21 protein-coding genes and 1 pseudogene are annotated in these 24,848 nt (G+C 73.6%); 14 read left to right on the top strand and 8 right to left on the bottom strand.

Annotated features, from left to right (window positions below):
• Positions 1-276 precede the first annotated feature (276 nt).
• Positions 277-1,350 (top strand): annotated as a pseudogene (locus tag AC5K6T_RS04880) (MFS transporter); the annotation flags it as partial.
• A gap of 360 nt (positions 1,351-1,710) precedes the next feature.
• Here the strand turns inward: AC5K6T_RS04880 and AC5K6T_RS04875 are convergent.
• Complete coding sequence (locus AC5K6T_RS04875) at positions 1,711-1,935, bottom strand: hypothetical protein (protein WP_493205948.1); 225 nt, start codon at positions 1,933-1,935, stop codon at positions 1,711-1,713.
• Between the two features lie 60 nt (positions 1,936-1,995).
• Between AC5K6T_RS04875 and map the strand changes: the two genes are divergently transcribed.
• Entirely contained in the window at positions 1,996-2,853 is an 858-nt protein-coding gene (map, locus tag AC5K6T_RS04870; RefSeq protein ID WP_493205946.1) for a type I methionyl aminopeptidase, read from the top strand.
• Between the two features lie 129 nt (positions 2,854-2,982).
• Here the strand turns inward: map and AC5K6T_RS04865 are convergent, their stop codons facing one another.
• Entirely contained in the window at positions 2,983-3,627 is a 645-nt protein-coding gene (locus AC5K6T_RS04865) for a PhzF family phenazine biosynthesis protein (protein ID WP_493205945.1), read from the bottom strand.
• A gap of 250 nt (positions 3,628-3,877) precedes the next feature.
• On the opposite strand from AC5K6T_RS04865, the gene efeO reads away from it, so the two are divergent.
• From efeO to AC5K6T_RS04845, 4 genes are read left to right on the top strand one after another with little or no spacing between them, the layout of a single operon-like run.
• Positions 3,878-5,038 (top strand): iron uptake system protein EfeO, encoded by a 1,161-nt coding sequence (gene efeO, locus AC5K6T_RS04860; protein WP_493205943.1) that lies wholly within the window; start codon positions 3,878-3,880, stop codon positions 5,036-5,038.
• 17 nt (positions 5,039-5,055) lie between these two features.
• Positions 5,056-6,339 (top strand): iron uptake transporter deferrochelatase/peroxidase subunit, encoded by a 1,284-nt coding sequence (efeB, locus tag AC5K6T_RS04855; protein WP_493205941.1) that lies wholly within the window; start codon positions 5,056-5,058, stop codon positions 6,337-6,339.
• A gap of 3 nt (positions 6,340-6,342) precedes the next feature.
• Positions 6,343-7,209: an iron uptake transporter permease EfeU gene (efeU, locus tag AC5K6T_RS04850; protein WP_493205939.1), complete on the top strand. Its 867-nt coding sequence runs from the start codon at positions 6,343-6,345 to the stop codon at positions 7,207-7,209.
• Positions 7,175-8,173, top strand: coding sequence for an SCO2278 family lipoprotein (locus AC5K6T_RS04845; RefSeq protein ID WP_493205938.1), 999 nt, complete (start codon positions 7,175-7,177; stop codon positions 8,171-8,173). Before efeU ends, AC5K6T_RS04845 begins: the two co-directional genes overlap by 35 nt.
• 143 nt (positions 8,174-8,316) lie before the next feature.
• On the opposite strand, the gene AC5K6T_RS04840 is transcribed toward AC5K6T_RS04845, so the two are convergent.
• Positions 8,317-9,060 (bottom strand): bifunctional DNA primase/polymerase, encoded by a 744-nt coding sequence (locus tag AC5K6T_RS04840; RefSeq protein ID WP_493205936.1) that lies wholly within the window; start codon positions 9,058-9,060, stop codon positions 8,317-8,319.
• A 741-nt stretch (positions 9,061-9,801) separates the two neighbouring features.
• On the opposite strand from AC5K6T_RS04840, the gene AC5K6T_RS04835 reads away from it, so the two are divergent.
• From AC5K6T_RS04835 to AC5K6T_RS04820, 4 genes are all read left to right on the top strand, one after another.
• Entirely contained in the window at positions 9,802-11,094 is a 1,293-nt protein-coding gene (locus AC5K6T_RS04835; RefSeq protein ID WP_493205935.1) for a multidrug effflux MFS transporter, read from the top strand.
• Positions 11,034-12,221, top strand: a complete 1,188-nt coding sequence (locus tag AC5K6T_RS04830; protein ID WP_493207341.1) for a serine hydrolase domain-containing protein — start codon at positions 11,034-11,036, stop codon at positions 12,219-12,221. Before AC5K6T_RS04835 ends, AC5K6T_RS04830 begins: the two co-directional genes overlap by 61 nt.
• Before the next feature lie 694 nt (positions 12,222-12,915).
• Positions 12,916-13,902 (top strand): small ribosomal subunit Rsm22 family protein, encoded by a 987-nt coding sequence (locus tag AC5K6T_RS04825; protein ID WP_493205933.1) that lies wholly within the window; start codon positions 12,916-12,918, stop codon positions 13,900-13,902.
• Between the two features lie 461 nt (positions 13,903-14,363).
• Positions 14,364-15,140: an SDR family oxidoreductase gene (locus tag AC5K6T_RS04820; RefSeq protein WP_493205931.1), complete on the top strand. Its 777-nt coding sequence runs from the start codon at positions 14,364-14,366 to the stop codon at positions 15,138-15,140.
• Positions 15,141-15,479: 339 nt separating this feature from the next.
• Here AC5K6T_RS04820 and AC5K6T_RS04815 read toward each other — a convergent pair whose 3' ends face one another.
• Positions 15,480-15,806, bottom strand: a complete 327-nt coding sequence (locus tag AC5K6T_RS04815) for a nuclear transport factor 2 family protein (RefSeq protein ID WP_493205929.1) — start codon at positions 15,804-15,806, stop codon at positions 15,480-15,482.
• 170 nt (positions 15,807-15,976) lie between these two features.
• Between AC5K6T_RS04815 and AC5K6T_RS04810 the strand changes: the two genes are divergently transcribed.
• A complete protein-coding gene (locus AC5K6T_RS04810; protein ID WP_493205927.1) occupies positions 15,977-16,543 on the top strand; it encodes a DoxX family protein in 567 nt (188 codons plus the stop codon).
• A 201-nt stretch (positions 16,544-16,744) separates the two neighbouring features.
• On the opposite strand, the gene AC5K6T_RS04805 is transcribed toward AC5K6T_RS04810, so the two are convergent.
• Entirely contained in the window at positions 16,745-17,080 is a 336-nt protein-coding gene (locus AC5K6T_RS04805) for a MazG-like family protein (protein ID WP_493205925.1), read from the bottom strand.
• A 536-nt stretch (positions 17,081-17,616) separates the two neighbouring features.
• Between AC5K6T_RS04805 and AC5K6T_RS04800 the strand changes: the two genes are divergently transcribed.
• Complete coding sequence (locus AC5K6T_RS04800) at positions 17,617-18,834, top strand: MFS transporter (protein WP_493205923.1); 1,218 nt, start codon at positions 17,617-17,619, stop codon at positions 18,832-18,834.
• 80 nt (positions 18,835-18,914) lie between these two features.
• Positions 18,915-19,553, top strand: a complete 639-nt coding sequence (locus AC5K6T_RS04795; protein WP_493207339.1) for a TetR/AcrR family transcriptional regulator — start codon at positions 18,915-18,917, stop codon at positions 19,551-19,553.
• A gap of 88 nt (positions 19,554-19,641) precedes the next feature.
• Here AC5K6T_RS04795 and AC5K6T_RS04790 read toward each other — a convergent pair whose 3' ends face one another.
• Positions 19,642-19,926 carry a response regulator transcription factor gene (locus AC5K6T_RS04790; protein ID WP_493207338.1) on the bottom strand — a complete coding sequence of 95 codons (285 nt, stop codon included), beginning with the start codon at positions 19,924-19,926 and terminating at the stop codon, positions 19,642-19,644.
• Between the two features lie 1,799 nt (positions 19,927-21,725).
• Here AC5K6T_RS04790 and AC5K6T_RS04785 point away from each other — a divergent pair.
• Positions 21,726-22,709, top strand: coding sequence for a LysR substrate-binding domain-containing protein (locus tag AC5K6T_RS04785; protein WP_493205921.1), 984 nt, complete (start codon positions 21,726-21,728; stop codon positions 22,707-22,709).
• On the opposite strand, the gene AC5K6T_RS04780 is transcribed toward AC5K6T_RS04785, so the two are convergent.
• Positions 22,695-23,483: a TetR/AcrR family transcriptional regulator gene (locus AC5K6T_RS04780; protein WP_493205920.1), complete on the bottom strand. Its 789-nt coding sequence runs from the start codon at positions 23,481-23,483 to the stop codon at positions 22,695-22,697. The two genes, AC5K6T_RS04785 and AC5K6T_RS04780, sit on opposite strands and share 15 nt — an antisense overlap.
• Complete coding sequence (locus AC5K6T_RS04775; RefSeq protein WP_493205918.1) at positions 23,476-24,786, bottom strand: chorismate mutase; 1,311 nt, start codon at positions 24,784-24,786, stop codon at positions 23,476-23,478. The genes AC5K6T_RS04780 and AC5K6T_RS04775 overlap by 8 nt, the downstream gene beginning before the upstream one ends.
• Positions 24,787-24,848: the final 62 nt, after the last annotated feature.

Genomic DNA, 24,848 nt, shown 5'->3' with positions numbered 1-24,848 from the left:
GGACGGGAGACGGCGCGCGGACGGCCGCACAGCCACGTACGGCCGCGCCACGGACGCGCAGCCACGGACCCGGTGCCACGGACGCGGTGGCACGGACGGCCGCGCAGCCCGGACGCGGTGCCACAGACGCGCACGGACCCGGTGCCACGGACCCGGTGCCACGGACGGCCGCGCAGCCCGGACGCGGTGCCGGGAGAAACCGGTTGCACCGGTCGCCGCGCCCCGCAGATCATGACCGGTCGTGACCGACGACTCCCCCGCCTCCGCGGGCGGCGGCAGGGTGTGCTCAGCGTGGTGCTGCTGGTCAACGCGCTGACGCCGGAGCCGGCGGTGTGGCCGCTGTACCTGGTGGCCGCGCTCTCCTCGGCGCTGGGGTCCGTGCAGCGGCCCGCGCTGGACTCGCTGTGGCCGCGGATCGTGGCGCACGAGCACCTGCCGGCCGCGGCCTCGCTGAACTCGCTGCGCTGGACCGTGGGCGGGGTGGCGGGACCGGCCGTGGCCGGTGTGGTCGTGGCGTACGCCGGGCTGGGCTGGGCGTATGCGGCGGACCTGGCGACGTTCGTGGTGTCGGTCGCCCTCGTCGTGCCGCTGGCCGCCTCCCCCGCCGCCCACGAGGCCGCGAAGCCGTCGCTGAGGGCCGTCGCGGAGGGCGCCCGGTACGCCTGGAGCCGCAAGGAGCTGCTCGGCACCTATGCCGTCGACCTGGCCGCGATGTTCCTGGCGATGCCGCTGGCGGTGCTGCCGTTCCTCGCGGACGAGCTGGGGGCACCGTGGGCGCTGGGCCTGATGTACGCAGCCGTACCACTGGGCTCCCTGCTGGTCAGCGTGACCAGCGGCTGGACCGGACGGATCCACCGGCACGGGCGGATGGTGGTGCTGTCGGCGGCTCTGTGGGGCGTGTCGGTCGCGGCGGCTGGCCTGTGCGGGAACGTGTGGCTGGTGCTGCTGTTCCTGACCGCCGCAGGAGCCTGCGACATGGTCAGCGGCATCTTCCGCGGGGTGATGTGGAACCAGACGATCCCCGACGAGCTGCGCGGCCGGCTGGCCGGGATCGAGCTGCTGTCGTACTCGGTCGGGCCGACGCTGGGCCAGGTCCGGTCGGGCGGCTTCGCCGCCTGGTGGGGGGTGCGGGCGTCGGTGTGGAGCGGCGGCCTGCTGTGCGCGGGCGCGGTGGGCCTGCTGGCGCTGTGCCTGCCGAAGCTGATGACGTACGACGCCCGCACGGACCCGCACGCGGCGCGAGTGCGGGAGCAGCGGGCGGCCGCGGCAGCCGCCCGGACCGGGCGCGCGGCTCGCGACGCGGCGGACACCGGACCGCGGGAGGGCGACCAGCCGCTGGCCCAGGCCTGAAGAGCGGGGTCTGAAGAGCGGGGTCTGAAGGGCGGGGTCTGAAGGGCGGGGTCTGAAGGGCGGGGTCTGAAGGGCGGGGTCTGAAGGGCGCGGGCCCGAGGGGCGGTCGCCGTCACGGCGGCCGGTCCTCGGTGCGGGAGCCGATTCCCTGGCTCGGAGAGCGGTGCTCGGCACGGAGAGCAGTGCTCGGCGCAGAGAGCAGTGCTCAGTACGGAGAGCGGCGCTCGGCACGGAGATCAGTGCTCAGCGCGGAGAGCGGTGTTCGGGCCGTGGCCCGGACGATCTGGCCGCGTCGCGGAGTTCAGGCCGCGACCCGGACGTCCGGGCCGCGTCGCGGGGGTCCGGGCCGCGTCGCGGGGGTCAGTCCTCTTCGCGGGCGGGCGCGTCGTGCCAGCGCGGGTCGTTCTCCCACTCCAGGTTCCGCTCGCGGGCGGTCGCCATCGCGTGCTCGGCCTCCGCGCGGGTGGCGTAGGGGCCGAAGCGGTCCTTGGCGGGGCACTCGGGCCCCTCCTCGACCTTCTTGTGCTCCAGGCAGTAGTACCACTCGCCCGGTTTGCCGACGGTGCGCTTCTTGAACAGGGCCATGGTCCGGCTCCTTTCGCCACGGACATGGTCCCCCATGACCGCTGTCTTAGACTCGCTGGCATGTCTGGCCAGTCGCTGCTCGTACCAGGGGAGCTCTCTCCCACCCGTTCCGTGCCCGGAAACATCCGCCGGCCCGAGTACGTCGGCAAGCCGGCGCCGACGCCGTACACCGGTCCGGAGGTGCAGACACCCGAGACGGTCGAGGCGATGCGCGTCGCGGGCCGGATCGCGGCCCGTGCGATGGCCGAGGCCGCGAAGATCATCGCACCCGGTGTGACCACGGACGAACTCGACCGGGTGGCGCACACCTACCTCTGCGACCACGGCGCCTACCCCTCCACACTGGGCTACCGGGGTTTCCCGAAGTCGCTGTGCACCAGCGTCAACGAGGTGATCTGCCACGGCATCCCGGACTCGACGGTGCTGCGCGACGGCGACATCGTCAACCTGGACGTGACGGCGTACATCGGCGGGGTGCACGGCGACAACAACGCCACCTATCTCGTCGGTGACGTCGACGAGGAGAGCCGGCTGCTGGTGGAGCGCACCCGCACGGCGCTCGACCGCGCGATCAAGGCGGTCAAGCCGGGCCGGCAGATCAACGTGATCGGCCGGGTGATCGAGTCGTACGCCAAGCGGTTCGGCTACGGCGTGGTGCGGGACTTCACCGGGCACGGCATCAACAGCTCGTTCCACTCCGGCCTGGTGGTCCCGCACTACGACAGCCCGCACGCGACGACCGTGATGCAGCCGGGCATGACGTTCACCATCGAGCCGATGCTGACGCTCGGCACGCACGAGTACGACCTGTGGGAGGACGGCTGGACGGTCGTCACCAAGGACCGCAGGCGCACCGCCCAGTTCGAGCACACGCTGGTGGTCACCGAGACCGGGGCGGACATCCTCACCCTGCCGTGACGGCGGCCGGACGGCGCCCCCGCCGGGCCCGGGGCGGCGAACCCGCCGGGCCCGGGGCGGCGAACCCGCCGGGCCCGGGGCGGCGCAGGGCCGCTCCGGGACGGCATCGGCCGTCAGCGGGTCAGCGGGTCAGCGCTCCAGGACGACCCGTCCGCCGATCTCCACCCAGCCGTGCGGCTGGGGCGCGGTGAGGATCTGGGAGCCCCTGCCCTGGGCGACGTTCAGGGCGCGGCCCAGCCGTGCGGTGAGCAGCAGCGCGGCCGCGCCGGTCGCCTCGTCCTCGTCGATGCCGTCGTCGCGGCCGGGGAAGGCCCGGGCCCGGACGCGGCCCGCGGCCTCGTCCTCCCACGCCCAGGCGTAGATCCACTCGCCCTTCGGCGGTACCGGCAGGGCGTCCACCTCGGCGGCCGAGGCGTACTGGCGCAGGGTGCGCGGCGGCGCCCATTCGGCGCGGGCCTCGATCCAGCTGAACTCGCCGTCCTGCCGGGCACCCACCTCTCCGGCGGGGGTGCGCAGTTCGGGCACGTCCAGCAGCCAGGCGGTGCCGACGCAGGGGTGACCGGCGAACGGCAGCCGCAGGGTGGGGGTGTAGATGTCGACGGCGCCGCGCTCGGGGTCGTCGACGAACACGGTCTCGCTGAAGCCGAGTCCGGCGGCGAGGGCCTGCCGGTCCGCGCGCCCGGGCAGCAGGGAGCCGTCGCGGACGACGCCGAGTTCGTTGCCGTATCCGCCGTTCGGCGCGCAGAAGACGCGCAGCACGTCGTAGTCAGTCACCGGGGCATTGAACCACCGGGCCGGGCCGCCCGCTCCGGGACCACCCCCCAGACGCGCTTTACCTCCCCTTGACCATTGCTTGAGATCGGCTTGAAAGTGCCGTGATCGGCCCGTGCCCGCACGCCGTCGATGAGAGCTGAATCACCATCCGCGTGGGTAGCACTCAGGTAAGCCTCAGATAAGTTAGGCAAGCCTACTCATGGCCCGTGACCCCGGTCACGGCCATTTTCCGCCACCTCATGGAGCCTGTATGCGTGCCGCCCGCCTCACCGTCGTGACCGCCGTCGCCACCGCGGCAGCCCTGACCGCCGTCACGGGCTGCACCGAGAAAAGCGAGGACGGCGAGAGCTCGGACCGCGTCATCGGCGTCACCGCGAAGGACGACGCCTGCGAGCTGTCGACGAACGAGGTGCCCGCCGGACACATAGAACTCGCCATCGAGAACAAGGGCTCGAAGGTCACCGAGGTCTACGTCCTCTTCCCCGACGACCGGGTGGTCACCGAGCGCGAGAACATCGGCCCCGGCACCAAGCAGCGGGTCACCGCCGAGGTGAAGGCCGGCGAGTACGAGATCGCCTGCAAGCCCGGCATGAAGGGCGACGGCATCCGCCAGTCCCTGAAGGTCACCGGCGGCGGCGCGGCCGCCCCGCGCGACGCACGCCTGGACAAGGCCGTCGCCGACTACCGCGCCTACGTCCGGGCCCAGGCCGACGAGACGCTGCCCGAGGCGGAGAAGTTCGCCCAGGCGGTCAAGGACGGCGACCTGGACGCCGCCCGCAAGGCCTACGCCCTCTCCCGTATCGGCTGGGAGCGCACCGAACCGGTCGCGGAGTCCTTCGGCGACATCGACCCCAAGGTCGACGTGCGCGAGGACGGCCTGGAGGACGGCCAGGACCCCGCCACCGACTGGACCGGCTGGCACCGCCTGGAGAAGGCCCTGTGGCAGGACAAGAAGATCGGCGACCGTGAGAAGGAGCTCGCCGACCTGCTCATCAAGGACCTCAAGGAATGGCAGGAGCGCGTCGGCGAGGCCGAGATCACCCCGACCTCGATGGCCAACGGCGCCAAGGAGCTGCTCGACGAGGTGGCCACCGGCAAGGTCACCGGTGAGGAGGAGCGCTACTCGCACACCGACCTCGTCGACTTCAAGGCCAACGTCGAGGGCGCCCAGAAGGCCTACGAGCTGCTCAAGCCGGTCGCCCAGGAGAACGACAAGGACCTCACCGCCGAACTGGACAAGCAGTTCGCCGCGCTGAACACCTTGCTGGACGACTACCGCACGGACAAGGCGTCGTACGAGTTCACCTCGTACGAGAAGGTCGGCAAGGCGGACCGCAAGAAGCTGTCGGACGCGGTGAACGCGCTCGCCGAGCCGCTGTCGCAGCTCGCCGCCGCCGTCGTCGTCAAGTGAGCGAGGGGGAAGCAGCCATGACCGACACCACCGACACCACCGACACGAACAGCACCCAGCCCGCCCCGTCCCGGCGGTCGCTGCTCGGCTGGGGCGGCGCCGGACTCGCGCTCGGCGCCGCCGCGGCGGGCGGGGCGGTCGCCGCGGCCCGCGGCGGCGGCGACCCGGCCGACGACGCCTCCCCGGCCGCCGCCGACATGGGCGCCGCCATCCCCTTCCACGGCGCGCACCAGGCCGGCATCTCCACCCCCGTCCAGGACCGGCTGCACTTCGCCGCGTTCGACGTCACCACCGACGACCGCGAGGCGTTCGTCCAACTGCTGAAGGACTGGACCGAGGCCGCCCGCCGGATGACCGCCGGCCAGCCCGTCGGCGACGGCGGCTACGGCGGCCTGCCCGAGGCTCCCCCGGACGACACCGGCGAGGCCCTCGGCCTCAAGCCCTCCCGGCTCACCCTCACCATCGGCTTCGGCCCGTCGCTGTTCGAGAAGTTCGGCCTCGCCGGCCGGCGCCCCGAAGCCCTGGTCGACCTGCCGAAGTTCGCCGGCGACAATCTCGACCGGAACCGCAGCGACGGCGACCTGTGCATCCAGGCCTGCTCGGACGACCCCCAGGTCGCCGTGCACGCGGTCCGCAACCTGGCCCGCATCGGCTTCGGCAAGGTCGTCGTCAAGTGGTCCCAGCTCGGCTTCGGCAAGACCTCCTCCACCACCCCCGAGGCGCAGACCCCGCGCAACCTGATGGGCTTCAAGGACGGCACCCGTAACATCGCGGGCACCGAGACCGACCGCCTGGACGAGTTCGTGTGGGTCGGCCCGAAGGACGGCAGCGACTGGATGACGGGCGGTTCCTACCTCGTGGCCCGCCGCATCCGGATGCACATCGAGACCTGGGACCGCACCTCCCTGCAGGAGCAGGAGGACATCTTCGGCCGCGACAAGGGCGAGGGCGCCCCGGTCGGCAAGGCCAAGGAGCGCGACGAGCCGTTCCTGAAGGCGATGAAGCCCGACGCGCACGTGCGGCTCGCCCACCCCGACAGCAACGGCGGGGCGACCCTGTTGCGCCGCGGCTACTCCTTCACCGACGGCACCGACGGCCTCGGCCGCCTCGACGCGGGCCTGTTCTTCCTTGCCTACCAGCGCGACGTGCGCAAGGGCTTCATCCCCGTCCAGCGCAACCTCGCCGGCGACAGCCTCAACGAATACATCCAGCACGTGGGTTCGGCCGTGTTCGCCGTCCCGCCCGGCGTCCGCGACAAGGACGACTGGTGGGGCCGGACGCTGTTCGCCAAGGAGGCGTGAGCGGTGTTCTCCAACTACCTCATCGGCCTGCGCGAGGGCCTGGAGGCCAGCCTCGTCGTCTGCATCCTCATCGCCTACCTCGTCAAGACCGGCCGCCGGGACGCCCTCAGGCCGGTCTGGGGCGGCATCGCCATCGCGGTCGCCATCGCCCTCGCCTTCGGCTGCGCCCTCGAGTTCGGCTCCCAGGAGCTGACGTTCGAGGCGCAGGAGACGCTCGGCGGCTCGCTGTCCATCGTCGCGGTCGGCCTGGTGACGTGGATGGTGTTCTGGATGCGGCGCACCGCCCGGCACCTGCGGTCCGAACTGCACGGCAGACTCGACTCCGCGCTCCGGACGGGCACGGCCGCACTGGTCGCCACCGCGTTCCTCGCCGTCGGCCGCGAGGGCCTGGAGACCGCCCTGTTCGTGTGGGCGTCCGTGCGCGCCGCCGGCGACGGCACTCCGCGCCCGCTGGTCGGCGTCGGACTCGGCCTCGCCACCGCGGTGTTCCTCGGCTGGCTGTTCTACCGCGGCGCCCTGCGCATCAACCTGGCGAAGTTCTTCACCTGGACCGGCGGCATGCTGGTCGTGGTCGCCGCCGGCGTCCTCGCCTACGGCGTCCACGACCTCCAGGAGGCCGACATCCTGCCGGGCCTGACCAACAAGGCGTTCGACGTCTCCGGCGCCGTCCCGCCCGACAGCTGGTACGGCACCCTGCTCAAGGGCGTGTTCAACTTCCAGCCCGACCCGACCGTCCTCCAGGTCACGGTGTGGCTGCTGTACCTGATCCCCACGCTCGCACTGTTCCTCGCCCCGGTAGGGTTCGCCTCCGGGAAGGGGAAGGTGAAGGAGCCCGATGACCAGGGATCGCAGCCGTCCACGGCGTCGTAGCCGCGGCCGGAGCACGCTCACGGCGACGCTGGCCGCGCTGTCGCTGACCGCCGCCGGCGGCTGCGTCGTGGTGCACGGCGAACGCGAGGTGCTCCCCGCGGCCACCGAGTCCGAGGCCGCGAAGGCGCTGCGGGACTTCACCGCCGCGTACAACGCCGCCGACCGGTCCTACGACGGCTCACGCGACGCCGGCCACGTCACCGGCGCGCTCGCCGACATCGACGCGGCCCGTCTGCAGGCGGGCCGCGCCAACCACCCCGGCGGCAACCCGGCGCACACCCCGCTGGAGCTGACGGACGCGAGGTTCACCGTCGTGGCGAAGGCCGGCTGGCCCCGCTGGTTCGTCGCCGACGCCCGGGGCAACAAGGGCGGTGACGCCCGCTGGCTGCTGGTCTTCACCCGCGAGCACCGGGACGCGCCGTGGGCGGTGGCCTACCTGACCCTCGTCGCGCCCGGCAAGGTCCCCGAGTTCGAGACGGACCCGGACGGCCACGCCCAGCCCGTCCCCGCCGACTCCGCCGAACTGGCCGTCGCCCCCAAGGACCTGAGCCGCGCCTACGTCACCTACCTGGAGGAGGGCGGCCGCACCTTCGCCGACGGCACCCACACCTCCGGCTGGCGGGAGCTGCGCGAGGGCAACGCCCGCCGCCCCGGCCTCGTACGCCAGTACATCGACGAGCCGCTCACCGGGGGCGCCTACGCCCCGCTCGCGCTGCGCACGGCCGGCGGCGGGGCCCTGGTGTTCTTCGCCTCCCGTCACTTCGAGAAGCAGACCGCCGCGGCGGGCGCGTCCGTGCCCGCCCCCGACGACGACGTGCTCGCCCTCACCACCGGGGAGATCAAGCAGTCGCTGACGATGGAGTTCGTGTCGAACGGTGCCGTCCTGGACCCGGTCGGCGGCACGGACACACCGCTGGAGATGCTGGGGCGCATCCAGGGACTGACCACCGCGAAGGGCGAGTAGCGCGGCGGAGCGCCCCGGTGGGCGCCGCACGGCTCGCGGGGCGGCGCCGGGCTGGGGAGCCGGGTGGCCGGGAGCCTTTCGCGCAGGCCTGTCGAGGGGCTCGGCGCGCGCGGCACAGGGCTCGGCGCGGCCCGGCCGGAGGGTCAGTGGTGCAGGGGCCAGGCGGAGGTCTGGTGGCCGCCGCCCGGTTCGCCGGCCGCGTGGCGGGCGCACGCGTCCGTGAGGTGCTCCAGCAGGGTCAGCGGCTCCGGCGGGGCGTGCTCCGGGCCGCGCACCCAGTGCACGGTCCGGCCGTCGTCACCGGGCAGCCTGGCGGGCGGGACGAGCACGTAGGAGCCGCGGCAGTGCCAGCGCAGGCCCGGATGCTCGTCCATGGTCTCCGGATGGCAGTCCAGCTCGCACGGCCACCACTCGTCCTCGTCCTCGGGCGTGCCGCGGGTGAGGGTGAAGAAGTACATGCGGCCGTCGTCGCTCTCGGCGACCGGGCCGACCTCGACCCCGTCGGCGAGCAGCCCCGCGAGGGCCTCCCGGCCGGCCTCCAGCGGCACGTCCAGGACGTCGTGCGTCATACCGGTGGCGGTGACGAAGTTGGCCTGCGGCTGGTGCCGGGCCCAGCGCTCGACCTGGGCGCGGTCGGTGGTGGACTGCGTCTGCCAGGCGAACGACACCGGGTGCCGCGCGGGCGTGGGGCAGCCGACGCGGTCGCACGAGCAGCGGTAGCCGGGCGCGGGGTGCGCGGCCGGCGCCAGCGCCAGGCCGGCCTCGGCGGCGGCGAGCAGCAGGGCCTCACGGCCGCCGTCGCCGGCGGTCCCGTCCGGGCCGCCTCTGCGCAGCCACTGGGAGAGTCTGCCCCGCAGGCCGGTACGGCCACCGGATTCCGCGCTCATCTATCCCCTCGCCTCGCTGTGGTGCGGACAGCATGCCTCATGGTCCCACCATCCTGCGCGGCGGGGGGCCGGAGCCGACAACCGGGCGGGGAACGGGCGAGACCTACCCCACACCGGGATCGGCGTCGATGGCATGCTTTGCCGGGTTTTCCATGACGTGTCCGGCGACGGCGGGGAAGGCCGCGCCGGGGAGGTTCGAGGGGCGGGAGGTTCGAGCGGTGGGAGGTTCGAGGGGCGGGACGTTCGAGGGGTGGGACGTTCGAGGGGCGGGACGTTCGAGGGGCGGGAGGGCATCACGTGCCGCGCCGGGTGGTGCGGCCGGATGCCGCGGGGGCGCGGGGAGGCGTGACGCGGCCGGCGGTGGCGGGCAGGGCAGAGGAGTCGCGTGACGCGGGCGGGCGGGGTTGGGTGCGGCGGCGTGGGGCGGGCGGTGTGGGGTGGGCGGCGGGGTGATGCTGGGCGGCGTGATGGGGCCGGGCGGAGGATCGTTCACCACGGTGTCGTTCATCACACTGTTCGAGCTGAGAGCATAGGCCGGTGGAGTACGGCTCGAAGCAGAACCAGAGGCAGAACCAGAGGCAGGACCAGAGGCGGTACCAGAGGCAGGGTCGCGGGCAGGTTCCCCGGCAGACTCCCGGGCGGATTCGCCGCAGCACGGAGGCGGGGACGGAGGCGGGGACGGAGGCCAGGACGGAGGCGGGGACGGAGGCCAGGACGGAGGCGGCGGACAGCGAGGGGCGCATGGCCGAGGGGGGAGCCTCGACACCCGGTCCGCCACGGGCGGCCGCGCCGGCGACGCGGCCGCCCGCCCGTACCGCGCGCCGCACCGGACTGCTGGTCACCTTCATCCTCGGCGGGCTGACGGCCACTCCCCCGCTGGCGATGGACATGTACCTGCCGTCGCTGCCGGAGGTCACCCGCAGCCTGCACGCGCCGGCCGCGACCGTGCAGCTGACGCTCACCGCGTGCCTGGCCGGCATGGCGCTCGGACAGCTCGTGGTCGGCCCGATGAGCGACCGCTGGGGCCGTCGCCGCCCGCTGCTCGCCGGACTCGTGGTCTACGTCGTCGCCACCGCGCTGTGCGCGGTGGCGCCCACCGTGGAGACGCTGGTCGCCTTCCGGCTGGCGCAGGGTCTCGCGGGCGCCGCCGGGATCGTCGTCGCGCGGGCGGTGGTGCGGGACCTGTACGACGGCATGGCCATGGCCCGCTTCTTCTCCACGCTGATGCTGATATCAGGCGCGGCCCCGATCATCGCGCCGCTGATCGGCGGGCAGGTCCTGCGCGTCACCGACTGGCGGGGCGTGTTCGTCGTCCTCACCGTGATCGGCGTCCTGCTGCTGGGGCTGGTGTGGACGCGGCTGCCGGAGACGCTTCCGCCCGGGGGACGGCACAGCGGCGGCGTCTCCGAGACGCTCCACGCCGTCCGCGGACTGCTGGCCGACGGGCCCTTCACCCGCTACATGCTCGCCGGGTCCTTCGCCTTCTCCGCCCTGTTCGCCTACATCGCGGCCTCGCCGTTCGTGGTGCAGGAGATCCACGGCGCCTCGGCGCAGACCTTCAGCCTGCTGTTCGGGCTGAACTCGGTCGGCCTGGTCGCCGCCGGGCAGTTCAACGGCAAGGTGCTGGTCGGACGGGTGCGGCTGGAACGCGTGGTGGGTGCCGGCCTCGCGGTCGTCGTGCTCGCCGCGACCGCACTGCTGCTGATGGCGCTGGGCGCGTTCGGCGAGACCGGGCTCGCGCCGGTCGCCGCGGCCCTGTTCGTGCTGATGACGGCGATGGGCTTCGTGCTGCCCAACACCCAGTCGCTGGCACTGATGCGCACCCGGCACGCGGCCGGGTCGGCGTCCGCGCTGCTCGGTACGTCCTCCTTCCTCGTCGGCGCGGTCGCCTCGCCGCTGGTCGGCATCGCCGGGGAGGACACGGCCGTACCGATGGCCGTCGTCCAGCTGACCGCGGCGCTGGTCGCGGTGGGCTGCGTCGCGGGCCTGTCCTGGCGGAAGGGCACGGCCGACACCCCCGGGGAGGAGAGCTGAGCACGCCGAGACTCCGCACGGGCACGCCGCAGCGGGCCGGGCTCGACCCGGCGCAGACCGACCGGCTCGTCCGCGAGGTCCGCGACCTCACCACCGGGGAACGCCCCTGGGCCGCGGGCGCCGTGGTCGTCGCCGGACGCGGCCCGGTACTCGCGGTGGCCGAGGCCGCGGGCTGGGCCGTCCGGTACGCGGGCTGGGACCCGGTGGCCGGCCGGGCCGTCGAACTGCCACCGCAGCAGCGGGTCGCGATGACCGTGGACACACCGTTCGATCTGGCCTCACTGACGAAGCTGTTCACCTCGGTGGCGGCGGTGCAGCAGATCGAACGCGGCACCCTGGGCATCGACGCGCTCGTCGGGGCGTATCTGCCGGAGTTCCGCGGGGCGGCCCGGCACGGCGTCACCGTGCGGCAGCTGCTCACCCACACCTCGGGGCTGCGGCCGGAGCTGCCGCTGTACGACTGCGCGGACCGGGAGGAGCGGCTGGCGCTGCTGCGGGCCGAGGAGCCGACGGCCGCGCCGGGCGACCACCGGTACTCCGACCTCAACATGCTGCTGCTCCAGCACGTCCTGGAGCGCATCACCGGGCGCGGCCTGGACGTCCTCGTCCACGACGGCATCACCCGGCCGCTCGGCATGACCGCGACACGTTTCGGGCCGTGCCCGGATGCGGCGGCCACGGAGGACCAGCGGCGGCCCTGGGCGAAGGCGGACCGCGGGATGCTGCGCGGCGAGGTCCACGACGAGAACGCGTGGGCCCTGGGCGGCGTCGCCGGCCACGCGGGCCTGTTCTCCACGGGCGGCGACCTGGCGGTGTTCTGCCGGGCCCTGCTCGCGGGCGGCTCGCACGGCCCCGCGCGCATCCTCGGCCCGGATTTCGTGGAACTCCTGCTGGCCCCGCCCGGACTGGGCTTCGCCCTGGACCAGCCGTGGTTCATGGGCGAACTCGCGGGCCGGGGCGCGGCCGGGCACACGGGGTTCACGGGGACGTCCCTGGTCCTCGACCCGACGACGGACACCTTCCTGGTGCTGCTGGCCAACACGGTGCACCCCCGCCGCCGTCCCCCGGACAGCGCCCCCCGCGCCGCGGCGGGGACGCGGGTGGCACGGGCGGTGCGAGGGGTGTGACGGGCCGGCGGGGCCGGCACGAGGCAGCACGCGGCGCCCATGTCGGGGAGCGGCGCTCGCGTTGGGGAGCGGCGCTCGCGTCGGCGTGTGACGCTCGTGTTGGGGTGCGGCGCTCGCATCGGAGAGCACTGCTCGCGTTGAGGAGCGTCGCTCGCATTAGAGAGCGGTACTCGCGCTGCAGAGCCGCGCCCACACCAGAGAGCGGTGCTCGTATCGGAGAGCGGCGCTCACACTAGAGAGCGGCATTCGCGCGAGAGCAGTGCTCACACTGGAGGGCAGTGCTCGCGCCGGAGAGCAGTGCTCGCGCCGGAGAGCAGGGTTCACCTCTCAGAGCGATGCTCACACCAGAGAGCGGTACTCGCTTTATGGAGCGGCGCACACCCTTGCGAGCGGTGCTCGCGACCGAGAGCACCGCCCCGCTTGGCAAGGAATGCTCGCGCAGCGCAGCGGCGCTCGCGTTGAGGAGCGGCGCTCGCACAGCCGAGCCGCGCTCGCGCAGCCGAGCAGTGTTCACACACCCGGGCTCGTTCGCGGCGCCGGGAGCGGCGCGCCCGCACAGCAGGCTCAGCCCGCACAGCAGCCTCCACCCGCACAGCAGCCTCAGCCCGCGCAGCATCCTCCACCCGCACAGCGGCCTCAGCCCGCACGCACTCCGTCGCCCGCCGCTCCCCCGCCGGCCTCGTAGAATCGCCGGGTGAACGCCCTCGCAAGCCCCGCCGAAACCCTGCGCGCCTCGCTCGCCGGGCTGCTCGACGGTCTTCCGCCCCGACAGGCCGCGCAGGCGGTCGAGCGGCTGATCGCTAACTACCGGGGGGCCACCCCCACCGACGCGCCGATCCTGCGGGACCGGGCCGACGTGGCGGCCTACGCGGCCTACCGCATGCCGGCGACCTTCGAGGCGGTGGTGTCGGCGCTGGAGGCGTTCGCGGCGGCCGTGCCCGGCTGGGTGCCCGGCAGCCACGTGGACGTGGGCGGCGGCACCGGTTCCGCGACCTGGGCGGTGAGCGCGACCTGGGACGGGCCGCGCGAGGTGACCGTGCTGGACTGGGCCGAGCCCGCGCTGGTGCTCGGCCGGGAGATCGCCGCGGCCAACCCGGCGCTGCAGCAGGTGCGTTGGCAGCGCTCTCGGATCGGAGCAGCGCTCACCATCGAGAGCACTGATCTCGTCACGGTCTCCTACGTCCTCAACGAGCTCGCCGCGGCCGACCGTACGGCGCTGGTGGACGCGGCCGCCGAGGCCGCGCGGGCCGTGGTGATCGTCGAGCCCGGCACTCCCGACGGCTACGCCCGCGTCATCGAGGCCCGCGACCGTCTGGTCTCCGCGGGCTTCCGGGTCGCGGCGCCCTGCCCGCACAGCGCACCCTGCCCGATCGTGCCCGGCACGGACTGGTGCCACTTCTCGGCGCGGGTCAGCCGTTCCTCCCTGCACCGGCAGGTCAAGGGCGGCTCGCTCGCGTACGAGGACGAGAAGTTCGCCTATGTCGCCGCGACCCGGCTCCCCGCGTCCCCGGCGCCGGCCCGCGTCGTGCGGCGGCCGCAGATCCGCAAGGGCCAGGTACTGCTCGACCTGTGCGAGGCCGAGGGGCAGCTGCGCCGCACCACGGTCACCAAGCGCCACGGCGACCTCTACAGGGCGGCCCGCGACGCCGGCTGGGGCGACGCCTGGCCCCCCGCGGGCTGACCTCCACCACAGCGACACCACCACAACGACACCACCACACCGACGCCACCACACCGACGCCACCACACCGACACCGCCGCGCCCACACCCCGCGCCGGCCCCCTCGCACCGAAGCCGCCGCCGTTGCAGCTCCGCCCCCGGCCCCTCCGCCCTCACCGCGTCCACGCGGTACACCCGGTCCACGGGGTACGCCCGGTCCACGGGGTACGCCCGACGCATCCCTCCACCCTCCGTCCTGCGCCCTCCACCCTCCACCCTCCACCCTCCGCCCTCATCCAGCCCATCCGCTCCATCCGCTCCATCCGCTCCATCCGCCGCATCCGGGCTCCGGTCCGCCCCGGCCCGGTCCGCCCCGCCCCGCCCCGGCCCGGTCCGCCCTGCCCCGGTCCGGCCGCCGCAAGCCGTCCGTACGGTGAGCGACACGGTCCCGCATTCCGGACCCTCACGTACGCTGCGGAGCCATGAACGCTGTGGAGACGGGCAAGGCGCCGGCGCGGACGGCGGTGGTGACGGGCGCGGGTTCCGGGATCGGGCGCGCGGTCGCCGTGGAACTGCTGGCGGCGGGCTGGTCGGTGGCGCTGGCGGGCCGCAGCCCCGGCACGCTCCAGGAGACGGCGGCCCTCGCCCCCGACGGGGGCCCCTGCCTCACGGTCCGTACGGACGTGTCGGAACCGCAGGACGTGGCGGCACTGTTCGCCGCGACGGTCGAGCGGTTCGGGCGGGTGGACCTGCTGTTCAACAACGCGGGGACGTTCGGACCGGGCGGCGTGCCCGTGGAGGACCTGCCGTACGAGGCGTGGCGGCACGTGGTGGACACCAATCTCAACGGGGCGTTCCTGTGCGCGCAGGCGGCGTACCGGCAGATGAAGGAGCAGGACCCGCAGGGCGGCAGGATCATCAACAACGGCTCGGTCTCCGCACACGCCCCGCGCCCGCACTCGGTCGCCTACACGGCCACCAAGCACGCGCTGACCGGACTGACCAAGTCGCTGTCGCTGGACGGGCGGCCGTACGGCATCGCGGTCGGACAGATCGACATCGGCAACGCGGCGACGGACATGACGGCCCGCATGCAGACGGGGGCGCTCCAGGCGGACGGCCGGGTCGTGCCGGAGCCGGTGATGGACGTGGCCGATGTGGCGCGCACGGTGCGGCACATGGCGGAGCTGCCTCTGGCGGCGAACGTGCAGTTCGCGACGGTACTGGCCACCGCGATGCCGTACGTGGGCCGCGGCTGAGCCGTCGGGGGGAGCGCTCGGCGCATCGCGGAGCGCACGGCCGGCGCACTCACGGAGCGCGCCCGCTCCGCGCATCTCCCAACCGGATTTTGAAACTCCGCCCCGTTGCGGCCGGTAGGAGACATATGCTCAACTCTCCTCCACACGAGCTTCACAGTTGGGGCTCGGTGCCTCCGGCCAACGCGAGGGGGGAGGCGGCAGCTGTTCCACGGCGCCGGGTGGGGGTGGACCCCGTCCGGGACGACGGGGTACGCACGGGCCCGTGGAACGGCTGCCGCACCGACCGGCCCCTGCGGCATGCAGGGCCCGGGGCCATCAGGGATCCGGGGCTCCCGGGGCTCAGGCCTGGCCGGTCTCGAAGCGGGAGATCCGGCCGTCGCCGGTGACCTCGAAGTGCCAGCGGGTGCGCATCTCGCCCCAGGTGTCGTTGCGGTAGCTGGCGAGAAGGTCGCGGCCCTCGTTCGACTCGCGGTCGACGTCCAGGTGGCCGTGGGAGGTGAAGATCTCCCGGTCGATCCACTCGGTGAGGTCCCGGTCGGAGCCGTCGTCGGACATGGTCGCGTCGGGCGTGAGCAGGTCCATGAACCTCGCGCGGTCGCGCGAGTTGACGGCGGTGACGAACGCGCGGACGGCCGGGTCGCTGAGCTTGGCGGGCTGAATCGTCATGCGGTCACCCTCACACCGGGCCGTCGGTCCCGCCACCGGAAGACCGCGCCGGCACCCGCGCTCCCCGCACCGGCGCCACCCGAACGGCCGTGCGGACCGGCCGGAGTGCGGGCCCGGTGGGACGGTGGAGGGACGACACCGCAGCGGGGGGCCGTCTCTCGGGAGTCATCGTGATCTGTTTCGACCGACGTGATCTGGGACTGCTGCTGTTGCGCCTGGGCGCCGGCGGGGTGCTCGCCGCGCACGGCGCGCAGAAGCTGTTCGGCTGGTTCGGCGGCCACGGCATCGAGGGCACGGGCCGGTTCATGGAGTCCGTCGGCTACCGGCCGGGCCGGGCCAGCGCCACGGCGGCCGGGATGGCGGAGGCGGGCGGCGGCACGCTGCTGATGCTCGGCCTGGCCACCCCCGCCGCGGGCGCCGCGGCGGCCGGGGCGATGGCCGGAGCGGCCACCGTGCACGCCCCCAACGGCTTCTTCAACCAGAGCGGCGGCTACGAGTACGCGGCCACGCTCGGCCTGGCCGCCACCGGGCTGGCCGTCGCCGGCCCGGGCCGCCTCTCCGTGGACCACATGCTCGGCCACGTCGTCGACCGCGGCTGGATGGTCCCTACGGCCCTCGCCGTGACGGCGGCGGCCACGGCGATCGTGGTCGGCGGCCGCAACCGGCAGCTCCGCAAGGACGAACAGGCCGAACAGGAGGCGCTGTTCGACGAGCAGGAGGCCCTCTTCGGGCCGTGACCCAGGCCCTCGGCGCGCCCCCCGGCACCCCCTCTCCCCCTCGGCGCGCCCCCCGGCACCCCCTCCCCCCTCGGCACCACACTCTCGCCCCTCGGCACCCCCTCCCCCCTCGGCACCACACTCTCGCCCCTCGGCACCGCCCCGCGCCCCTCGGCTGACCTCTTTCGCCTGCCGGGCGCGGCCCGGTGCGGCCCGAGGTCCTCAGGCGTCCAGGGAGCGGCCCGCGACCCGCGCCAGATGCCGGGCGAAGGTCCGCCCGGTGTCGGGGGTCAGCGTCCGCAGCGCCACCATCGCCGTGATCACCACGTCGCACAGCTCCGCGCTCACGTCGTCCCAGGTGTGGGTGACGCCCTTGCGGGGGTTCTGCCCGGTCACCCCGATCACCGCCTGCGCGACCTCGCCCACCTCCTCCTGGAGCTTCAGCAGCCGCAGCAGCAGCCCCTCCTGCCCACCGTGCGCCGAGTTCCGCTCCAGCCAGGCCCAGAGGGCGTCGATGGTGTCCCACAGCTCCGCGACGGCGGGGTCCTCGTGTGTCATGACGGGCAGCCTGCCACGGCCGGGGCACCGGCACGCCCCCGCGCGGGCGGCGGTGGTCCCGTCCGGTCGCGGTCCGGCTCCCGCCCCCGCAGGCCGCCTCCCCGGGGCGTGCCGGACAGCAGGGCCCGACGCTGAGCGCGGCGGGGCGTCCGGTCGCCCGCCGGCCAACCTGGCACCCGGCCTTGAATAGACGCGACGACTGGTCTAGTTTTCTTGCTTAGACGCAACGGGCAGTCTCGTCTCGCGTCCGTCCCACCTCACGCCCCGCCTCCCCGGGTCGCACCCTCCGCATCACTGACACCACGTGCCGCACCGGCACCCGCAGCCACCGCCACCGCCACCGCCCCACTCACCCCACCCGCACCCTCCGCATCACACCCACCTCGACCAACTCCTCCAACTTCCTCCAACTCGTCCGCCTCACCCGCCTCACCCGCCTCACCCACCCGCATCGCTCTGCCCGATCGGCTCCCTCGGCTCGATCGGCTCGCTGCGCCTTCACCCTTCAGCCCGAACAGCCAAGAGAGGCCACTTCCGTGGGCAATTCAACAGTCAGCGCCGCCGCCCCGCCGGGCACTCGCGTACGGGGGAACGGCCTGGCCGTGTTCAGCGTCGCCTTCGCCTTCTGGATCGTCATGGCGGGCACCACGGCGCCGACCCCCCTCTACCCGCTGTACGGCGAGTCCTTCGGCTTCACGCCGTTCACGGTCACCGTCGTCTTCGCGGTCTACGCGCTGGGCGTCGTCCTCGGCCTGCTGGTCTTCGGGCGCCTCTCCGACCAGGTCGGACGCCGTCCGGTCCTGCTGGCGGCAACGCTCCTGTCGGCTCTGGCCGCGGCGGTGTTCATCCTGGCGGAGAACGTCGGGGTCATGCTGGCGGCCCGGGTCGTCTCGGGCTTCTCCGCCGCGCTCGTGACGGGGGCGGCCACCGCCTCGCTCGCCGAACGGCTCGGCCCGGACAGCCGCGTCAAGCCCGCCACCGTCGCCCTGTTCGCCAACATGGGCGGCCTCGCCTGCGGCACCCTGCTCGCCGGGGTGCTGGCCGACGTCGCCCCCTCCCCGCTGCGCACGCCGTGGGTGGTCATGCTCGTCCTCGCGGCCGTCGGGGTCCTCGGGGTCGCCCTGCAGGGGGAGAGCTCCACGCACCGGGCCGGCCTCACCCTGCGGCTGCAGCCGCTGCACATCCCCGGCGAGATCCGCTCCGACTTCCTGCGCTCGGCGATGGCCGCCGGGGCCGGGTTCGCGGTGCTGGGCGTGCTGACGGCCGTGACCGGCCTGTTCCTCGGCGGCGTACTGGAGATGACGAGCCATTCGCTGACCGGCTTCGTGGTCTTCCTCGCCTTCGCCTGCACGGCGTTCGGGCAGTTGCTCGTCAAGCGCCTGTCGCCGGGCTCCGCGCTGCCCGCGGCCTGCGCCGGGCTGATCGCCGCGGCCGGGCTGATCGCCACCGCCATGGCCACCGAGACCCTGACCCCGCTGATCGCGGGCGCCGCGGTGAACGGCCTGGCCACGGGCATCGCCGTCGGCCACGGCATCGGCAGCATCACCACCCGCAGCGCGCCGCAGCACCGGGGAGCGTCGGTGTCGACGTTCTTCGCGATCCTGTACTCGATGCTGGCCGTCCCGGCGATCGGCGTCGGGGTGCTGATCCGTCAGACGAGCCTGCGGCCGGCCGGGGAGACCTTCAGCGCCGTCGTCGCGGCGCTCTCCCTGGGCGTCCTGCTGAGCCTGGTCCGGACGAGGAAACCCGCCTGAAGGGCGGTCCGGCGCACGCGGCCGGCGCCGGGACCGCTGTGCCAGAATCGGTGCCCTGAGGAAGTGAAGGGTGAAGAACCATCGATACCACGCGTAAGCCCGCCCCGGACCGCGGGCAGCGGCCCGTCGTCAGCCGGACGGGTCCGCGCCGCAGCGAGAGCGTCCGGCTCGCCGTCCTGCACGCCGCGGACGACCTTCTGGTGGAGCGCGGTTTCGCCGCGCTGACCATCGAGGGCATCGCCCAGCGGGCCGGAGTGGCCAAGCAGACGATCTACCGCTGGTGGAAGTCGAAGGTCGAGATCCTGCTGGACACCCTGATCGACGACGCCCGCGAGGCCCTGGCCTGGCAGGAGGGCGGGGCGGGCGCCGAGGAGGACCTCGCGTCGCACCTGCGGCGGGTGGCCGACTTCTTCCAGGAGCCGTCCGGCCAGGTGCTGCAGGCCCTGCTGGGACAGGCCCAGCTGGACAAGGACACCGCGGCCGCCCTGCGGGACGGGTTCCTGCGCGAGCAGCGCGAGCACGACATCGCCGGCCTGCGCGCACTGCTCGACCGGGCCGGCCTCCCGGCCCGGGACGACCGGACCGTCGGCCACCTCGTGGACGTCCTGCTCGGTCCGCTCTACTACCGCGTGCTCGTGTTCGGCGGCGCGATCGACAAGGACCTCGTGGACGCGACCGCACGGCTCGTCCTGGCGCTCGCGCAGGACGAGCCGAACTGAACTGCTCCACTGTTCAACGAGAATACGGTGACGAAAGCGGGAGTGGCCCCCGGCCGAATCAGGCCGGGGGCCACTCCCGCTTCCAGAATCAATGCAGTGTGATGCAACCGAGCCGAATCCCCGAAATGACGGCTTCGGTACGCGAAGCGGCACCAAGCTTGATGAAGATGGAGTGCAGGTGCACCTTGACGGTCCGTTCGGAGATTCCGAGCGCACGTCCCACCATCCTGTTGGAGTGGCCCTCCTTTATGCCATCGAGAACCTGACACTCCCTCGGCGTCAACAAAGAAACCGGAGACTCGCCACCCAGACCCGGAACAGCCGCAGTCCCCTCTGAAGCCTTCCGGTGATCACGAGAATCCTTTAAGGACATCATTCCCCCAGTGCATGCAGGACGATTGCGTCTTGCGAAATCATCGTATCCCTCGAACGGAAAGCGAATCCAGCTGTGTGACATAAATCATGCAGCCTGGTTTCGCCCTGGTCGCCCGCTCTTCTTTCGGTGAACGAAAGTGTACGTTGCACAGACGTAACTGGATCCGAGATGGCAGAGGCAATGGAGTCGGGGCGGGGAGAGGTCCGGGCAGCCCTCGGCGCCGCCCATTCCTCTCGGGGAGGCGCACCGCAATGACTTTGCAGTGCAAACCAAGAGGCCGCAGCTCCCGCTCCCGCCCGGCGAGACCCCTCTCCCTTCTTGCGGCGCCCGCGTCGCCGGGGCCGCACCCTCGGCGCGACCCCGGCGACGGGCCGCACCCTCGGCACCCACCCGCCCCCGGCCCGCGGCCGGCCCCGCCCGGCCTCCTTCCGGCCCCCTCCCGGCCGGCCTCGCCCCGACGTGCACTCCCGCCGCGGCCCCACCCTGGCACACAGCGTCGAACCGGCGCACCCGGCGACCGCCCACCTCGCGCGCGGAAGCAGAGGATCTTCCCCCTGTCACCTTCGCGATCTGCGACGACGTCATCGCCCAGGCACGTCGGCAGGAGGCCGCGCGGTGGCCGAAAACCACCTCAGGAACGGCGCCCGGCACGCCGTCCCGCACGGGCCGCGAGCGGGGCGACGCCCTGGGCACCCACAGGCCCGCACCGGCACCGGGCCCGCGAACCCCCTGCGGACCGTCCGGGGCGAGGGCCGCCCCGAGGGGGGGAACAGCGGCGACCGGGGTGCTTCTCGCGGCGTTCCGAATTCCAGGACACGGATCACCGAAACAGGATGCCGCACCTTTCCCCACGGCCGGGGATTTACCGATACCATCGTTCCCAGTAGTGAACTCAAGATTGTTTGAGCATTCATTCAGAAGCTTCCGTGACCGTCGCCTGAATCTTTGGAGTCAGGCACAGAGAACACCCGGGAACAGGCGCGGACAGAAAATTGAAGAAGAGAGCAGATGTCTTCCCTCCACTCATCACCCAAACATCCGAAACCTTTCGGCCGCGACATCGGAGAACAATGGCCCAGTGATTCAACAGGCAAGCCGGAACATCTCCTCGCGGCCGGGCGGCACACCGCCCGGAAGACTCCGCGGGCACAGTCGCACCGCCGCCGTGGTCACCGCACAACGCTTGCCGGATTCGCATGCCTCCCGCACCCGCGCTACCACATCCCGCATTCGGGTCGTGCGCCGGAGTTCACCACCCCGCCCGCATCCCGTGCGGCGCGTGTCAAACCGGCGCTCCGGGACGGCGGTGCGAGTGATCCGTGCGGGGACGGCATGACACGGGGAAAGCGTGCCGTGACTCCGGCATATCCCGGGACGGCCGACGTCTCCGAACACGCACCCGCAATTCCGGACGAAGCGGCGAAAAGGACGTCCGGTTTACCGTGGTGGACCGACTTTCTCGGACAGGGCGGCCGGGAGCGACGCCTGCGCACGGCACGTGTCGAATGGTGTCTCGATTCACGCCCCGAAGCGCGCCGCTACGCGGACGGCGGTTTCTGCCCCGGCCCCCGCGCCGATATGCTGAGGGCCGCCGGACCGTACCTGCCCGGCGGCGTCCCGACGCACGCGTACGGCAGCGGGACGTGTACAGCCGGTGCCCGGCCGTCCCCGGCGGGAGCACGCGATCCCGCCATCCCGCCGACGCTGCCGCCGCACGCCGCCCCGGGCGCGGCGTGCCCGCGGACGCACGAGCCGGATGGCACGCCGACCGCGGAGACCACGCCCGGGGGGACGCATTGAGTGACACCGACGCCGCCCACGGCAGCCCCGCACGCCGCGAGCTGCCCGAGGACGAGGAACCCGTGCCGCTCCCGCCCCACGTCGACGTGCGGCTGCTGCCCGCCCTGGACGCCCTGCTGGTGGAAGGGAGCGTCACCGGCGCCGCCGAACGCCTCGCGCTGTCCCCGCCGGCGATGAGCCGTGCCCTGTCCAAGATCCGGCGGGCCCTCGGGGATCCGCTCCTGGTACGTGCCGGGCGCGGCCTCGTGCCCACCCCCAGGGCCGTGGAACTCCGGCCGAAAGTAAGGGCGTTGATGCGAGAGGTGGAGACACTGCTCGCGCCGCCGCGGTCCACCGCGCTCTCCGAGGTGGACCGGACCCTGACGATCGTCGCGGACGAGGCGTACGCCGCGGTCCTCGCGCCGCGGCTGCTGGAGCGGGCGAGCGCGCACGTCCCGCTCGCCCGCTTCATGTTCACGGCGGAGAACGCGCGCGGCAGCCAGCCGCTGCGGGAGGGGACGGTGGACCTGGAGGTGGGCATCATCGACGAGGCCTCGGTGGAGCTGTGCATCGAACCGCTGTTCCAGGACCGGTTCGTGGGTGTGGCGCGCAAGGGGCATCCGCTGCTCGACACCCCGGTGACGGCCCGGTCGTACGCGGCCGAGCGGCACATCAGCGTCTCCCGCAAGGGCCGGATGGCCGGCCCGATCGACGGGGGGCTGCGCGGACTCGGTCTGTCCCGCTGCGTCGTGGCCGCGGTCGCGGACTACGGCGAAGCCCTGCTGATGCTCCCGCTGAGCGACCTCGTGACCGCGATCCCTCACTCCCTCGCCGAGAACGCGCGGAAGTCCGTCGGCATCGCCGTCTTCGAGCTGCCCGTCGAGACCGCGCCCATCAGCATCTGCCAGGCCTGGCACCCGCGTCACGAGGCCGAGCCCGTGCACATGTGGCTGCGGCAGACCGTGCGCGAGGTCCTCTGCGGTCCGTCACAGCCCGTCTGACCCGGCCGGGACCGCGCCCCGCCGGAGGGCCGGGCCGCCGAGCAGCACCTCGACGGCCCGGTCCACCGGCGTCGGTTCTCCTCCGCCGGCTCCCGTGGACGCCGCGCCCGCACCGCTCACACGGCCGGCGCCACCGTTGCCGCTCAAGTCCTTCCCGTTCAAGTCCTCGCCGCTCAAGTCCTCGCCGCTCAAGTCCTCGCCGCTCAAGTCCTCGCCGCTCAAGTCCTTGCCGCACATGCCGTTGCCGCACATGCCGTTGCCGTTCGTGCCGGCGCCGTTCACGTCGATGTCCAGGACGGCGCCCAGCAGCAGCCGGGCGACCAGGGCCGGCGGCAGGTCGTCACGGACGTCCCCCTCGTCGGCGGCCCGCGCCAGCAGGTTCGCGAGGCGCCCGAGCACCTCCTCGCGGCCGGTGTCCCCGGCGCCGCCCGCGGTCCGCCACACCAGCGCCCGGCCGCCGCCACGCGCGGTGAACCGGACCAGGGAAGCCAGCAGTTCGGCCAGCCGCTCCACAGCACGCGCCCCCGGCCGCCCGCTGCGGGCCAGCAGTCCGTCCAGTTCCGTGCGCGCGGACCGGGTGACGGCACTCAGCACGTCCTGCTTGCCGCTCACGTGGCGGTACAGGGCGGCCTTGGTGATGCCGAGGCGATCGGCGATGTGCCGCATGCTCGTGGCGTCGTACCCGCGCTCCACGAACAACGCCGTCGCGGCCGTGAGGACGTCCTCACGGCCGCGACGGCGGCGGGGCGCGGCCGGTGACGGCCGGTCACGCACCGGTGCCCCGGCACAGCTCCAGCAGGGCGTCGGCCATCGCGCCGCCGTGCGCGCCGAAGGCCCGCGCGTAGCGGTCGCGGACCCCCACCTCGCGCCCCGGGTCGACGCGGGAGCCGCCGTCGCCGGTGCGGATGCCCTGAATCGTGCGGGACACCTCCAGTCGCTTGCGGAGCGTGTCGATGAGGGAGGCGTCCAGGGCGTCGATCTGCTCGCGCAGGGACGCGATGGGGCTGTCGTCGGGCTGGGTCATGTCACTCCGTTCGTACGGGAGGGCCGGGGCGTTCGAGGGGTGCGGAGGGTGCGAGGTGCGCGGGGCGTTCGAGGGGTGCGGAGGGTGCGAGGTGTGCGGGGCGTGCGAGGTGTGCGAGGTGTGCGAGAGGTGCGGGGTGTACGCGGTGCGGGAGGTGTACGAGCCCAGGAACCGCAGTCCCGGCAGGCGCAGGCGGAGCCCGCCGAGGGCGCGGGCGACCGCGGGCCGGTCGGCGGGGCCCGGGAGGTCGGCCCACACGATCGTGCTGTGGTCGTCGTAGGGCGTCAGGTGCAGTGCGGCCCCGGCCGGTGCCGCCCAGTCGGCCAGTGCCGGCAGCGACGCCCGGCCCGTGCCGTCGTCGAACCGGCCGATCAGTGCGGTGTACCGGGCCGCGGGGTGCGCGCCGCCGTCCGGCCCGGTGCACGGGTGCGGGAGGTCGGCGCGGACGTGCGGGGCGCAGGTGCACAGTAGGAACCGGGTGAGGGCCCCGCCGGGTGCGTCGTGCAGCCGGGTGGCGGCGGCGTGCAGGCCGTAGCGTCCGGCGGTGAACTCGGCGGCGACGGCGGCGTCGCAGCCGCCGTCGCGCACCTGGCGGGCCCCCTCCGCGGTGGAGGAGGCCGTCCGGAGCCGGGCGCCCGGCAGCCGGGCGGCGAGCCAGTCCCGGACCTGGCGCAGGGCGTGCGGATGTCCGGCCACGCTGCGGATGCCCGTCAGCCGTGTGCCGGGACGGACCAGGAGGGCGAACTCGACCGGGAGCCGCACCTCCCCCAGCACCCTCGCCGACGGCGCCGCGACCAGCGCGCGCAGCGTGTCCGGCACCGGGCCCGCGACCGAGTTGTGCAGCGGCAGCATCACCGCGTCGGCTGCACCGGAGCGGGTGTGCTCCAGACCCTGCGCCGCGGAGGCGACCGGCAGCAGGCGGGCCCCCGCGGACCGGGGCAGAGCACGCAGGGCCTGCTCGGTGAAGGTCCCTGCGGGCCCGAGGTAGGCGAGGCGCGCCTGGCGCGGCGGGGTCGGCGCGGCGGACGGCGGACGCGTCCGCGTCGCGGACAACGGCGCAGGCACGGACGCGGACGCAGGCACAGGCACGGACGCAGACGCAGGCACGGACGCAG

It is taken from the genome of Streptomyces sp. B8-7 (genome assembly GCF_058833805.1).
The sequence above is the reverse complement of the archived record's forward strand: the minus strand, read 5'-3'. Positions and strand labels throughout refer to the sequence as shown.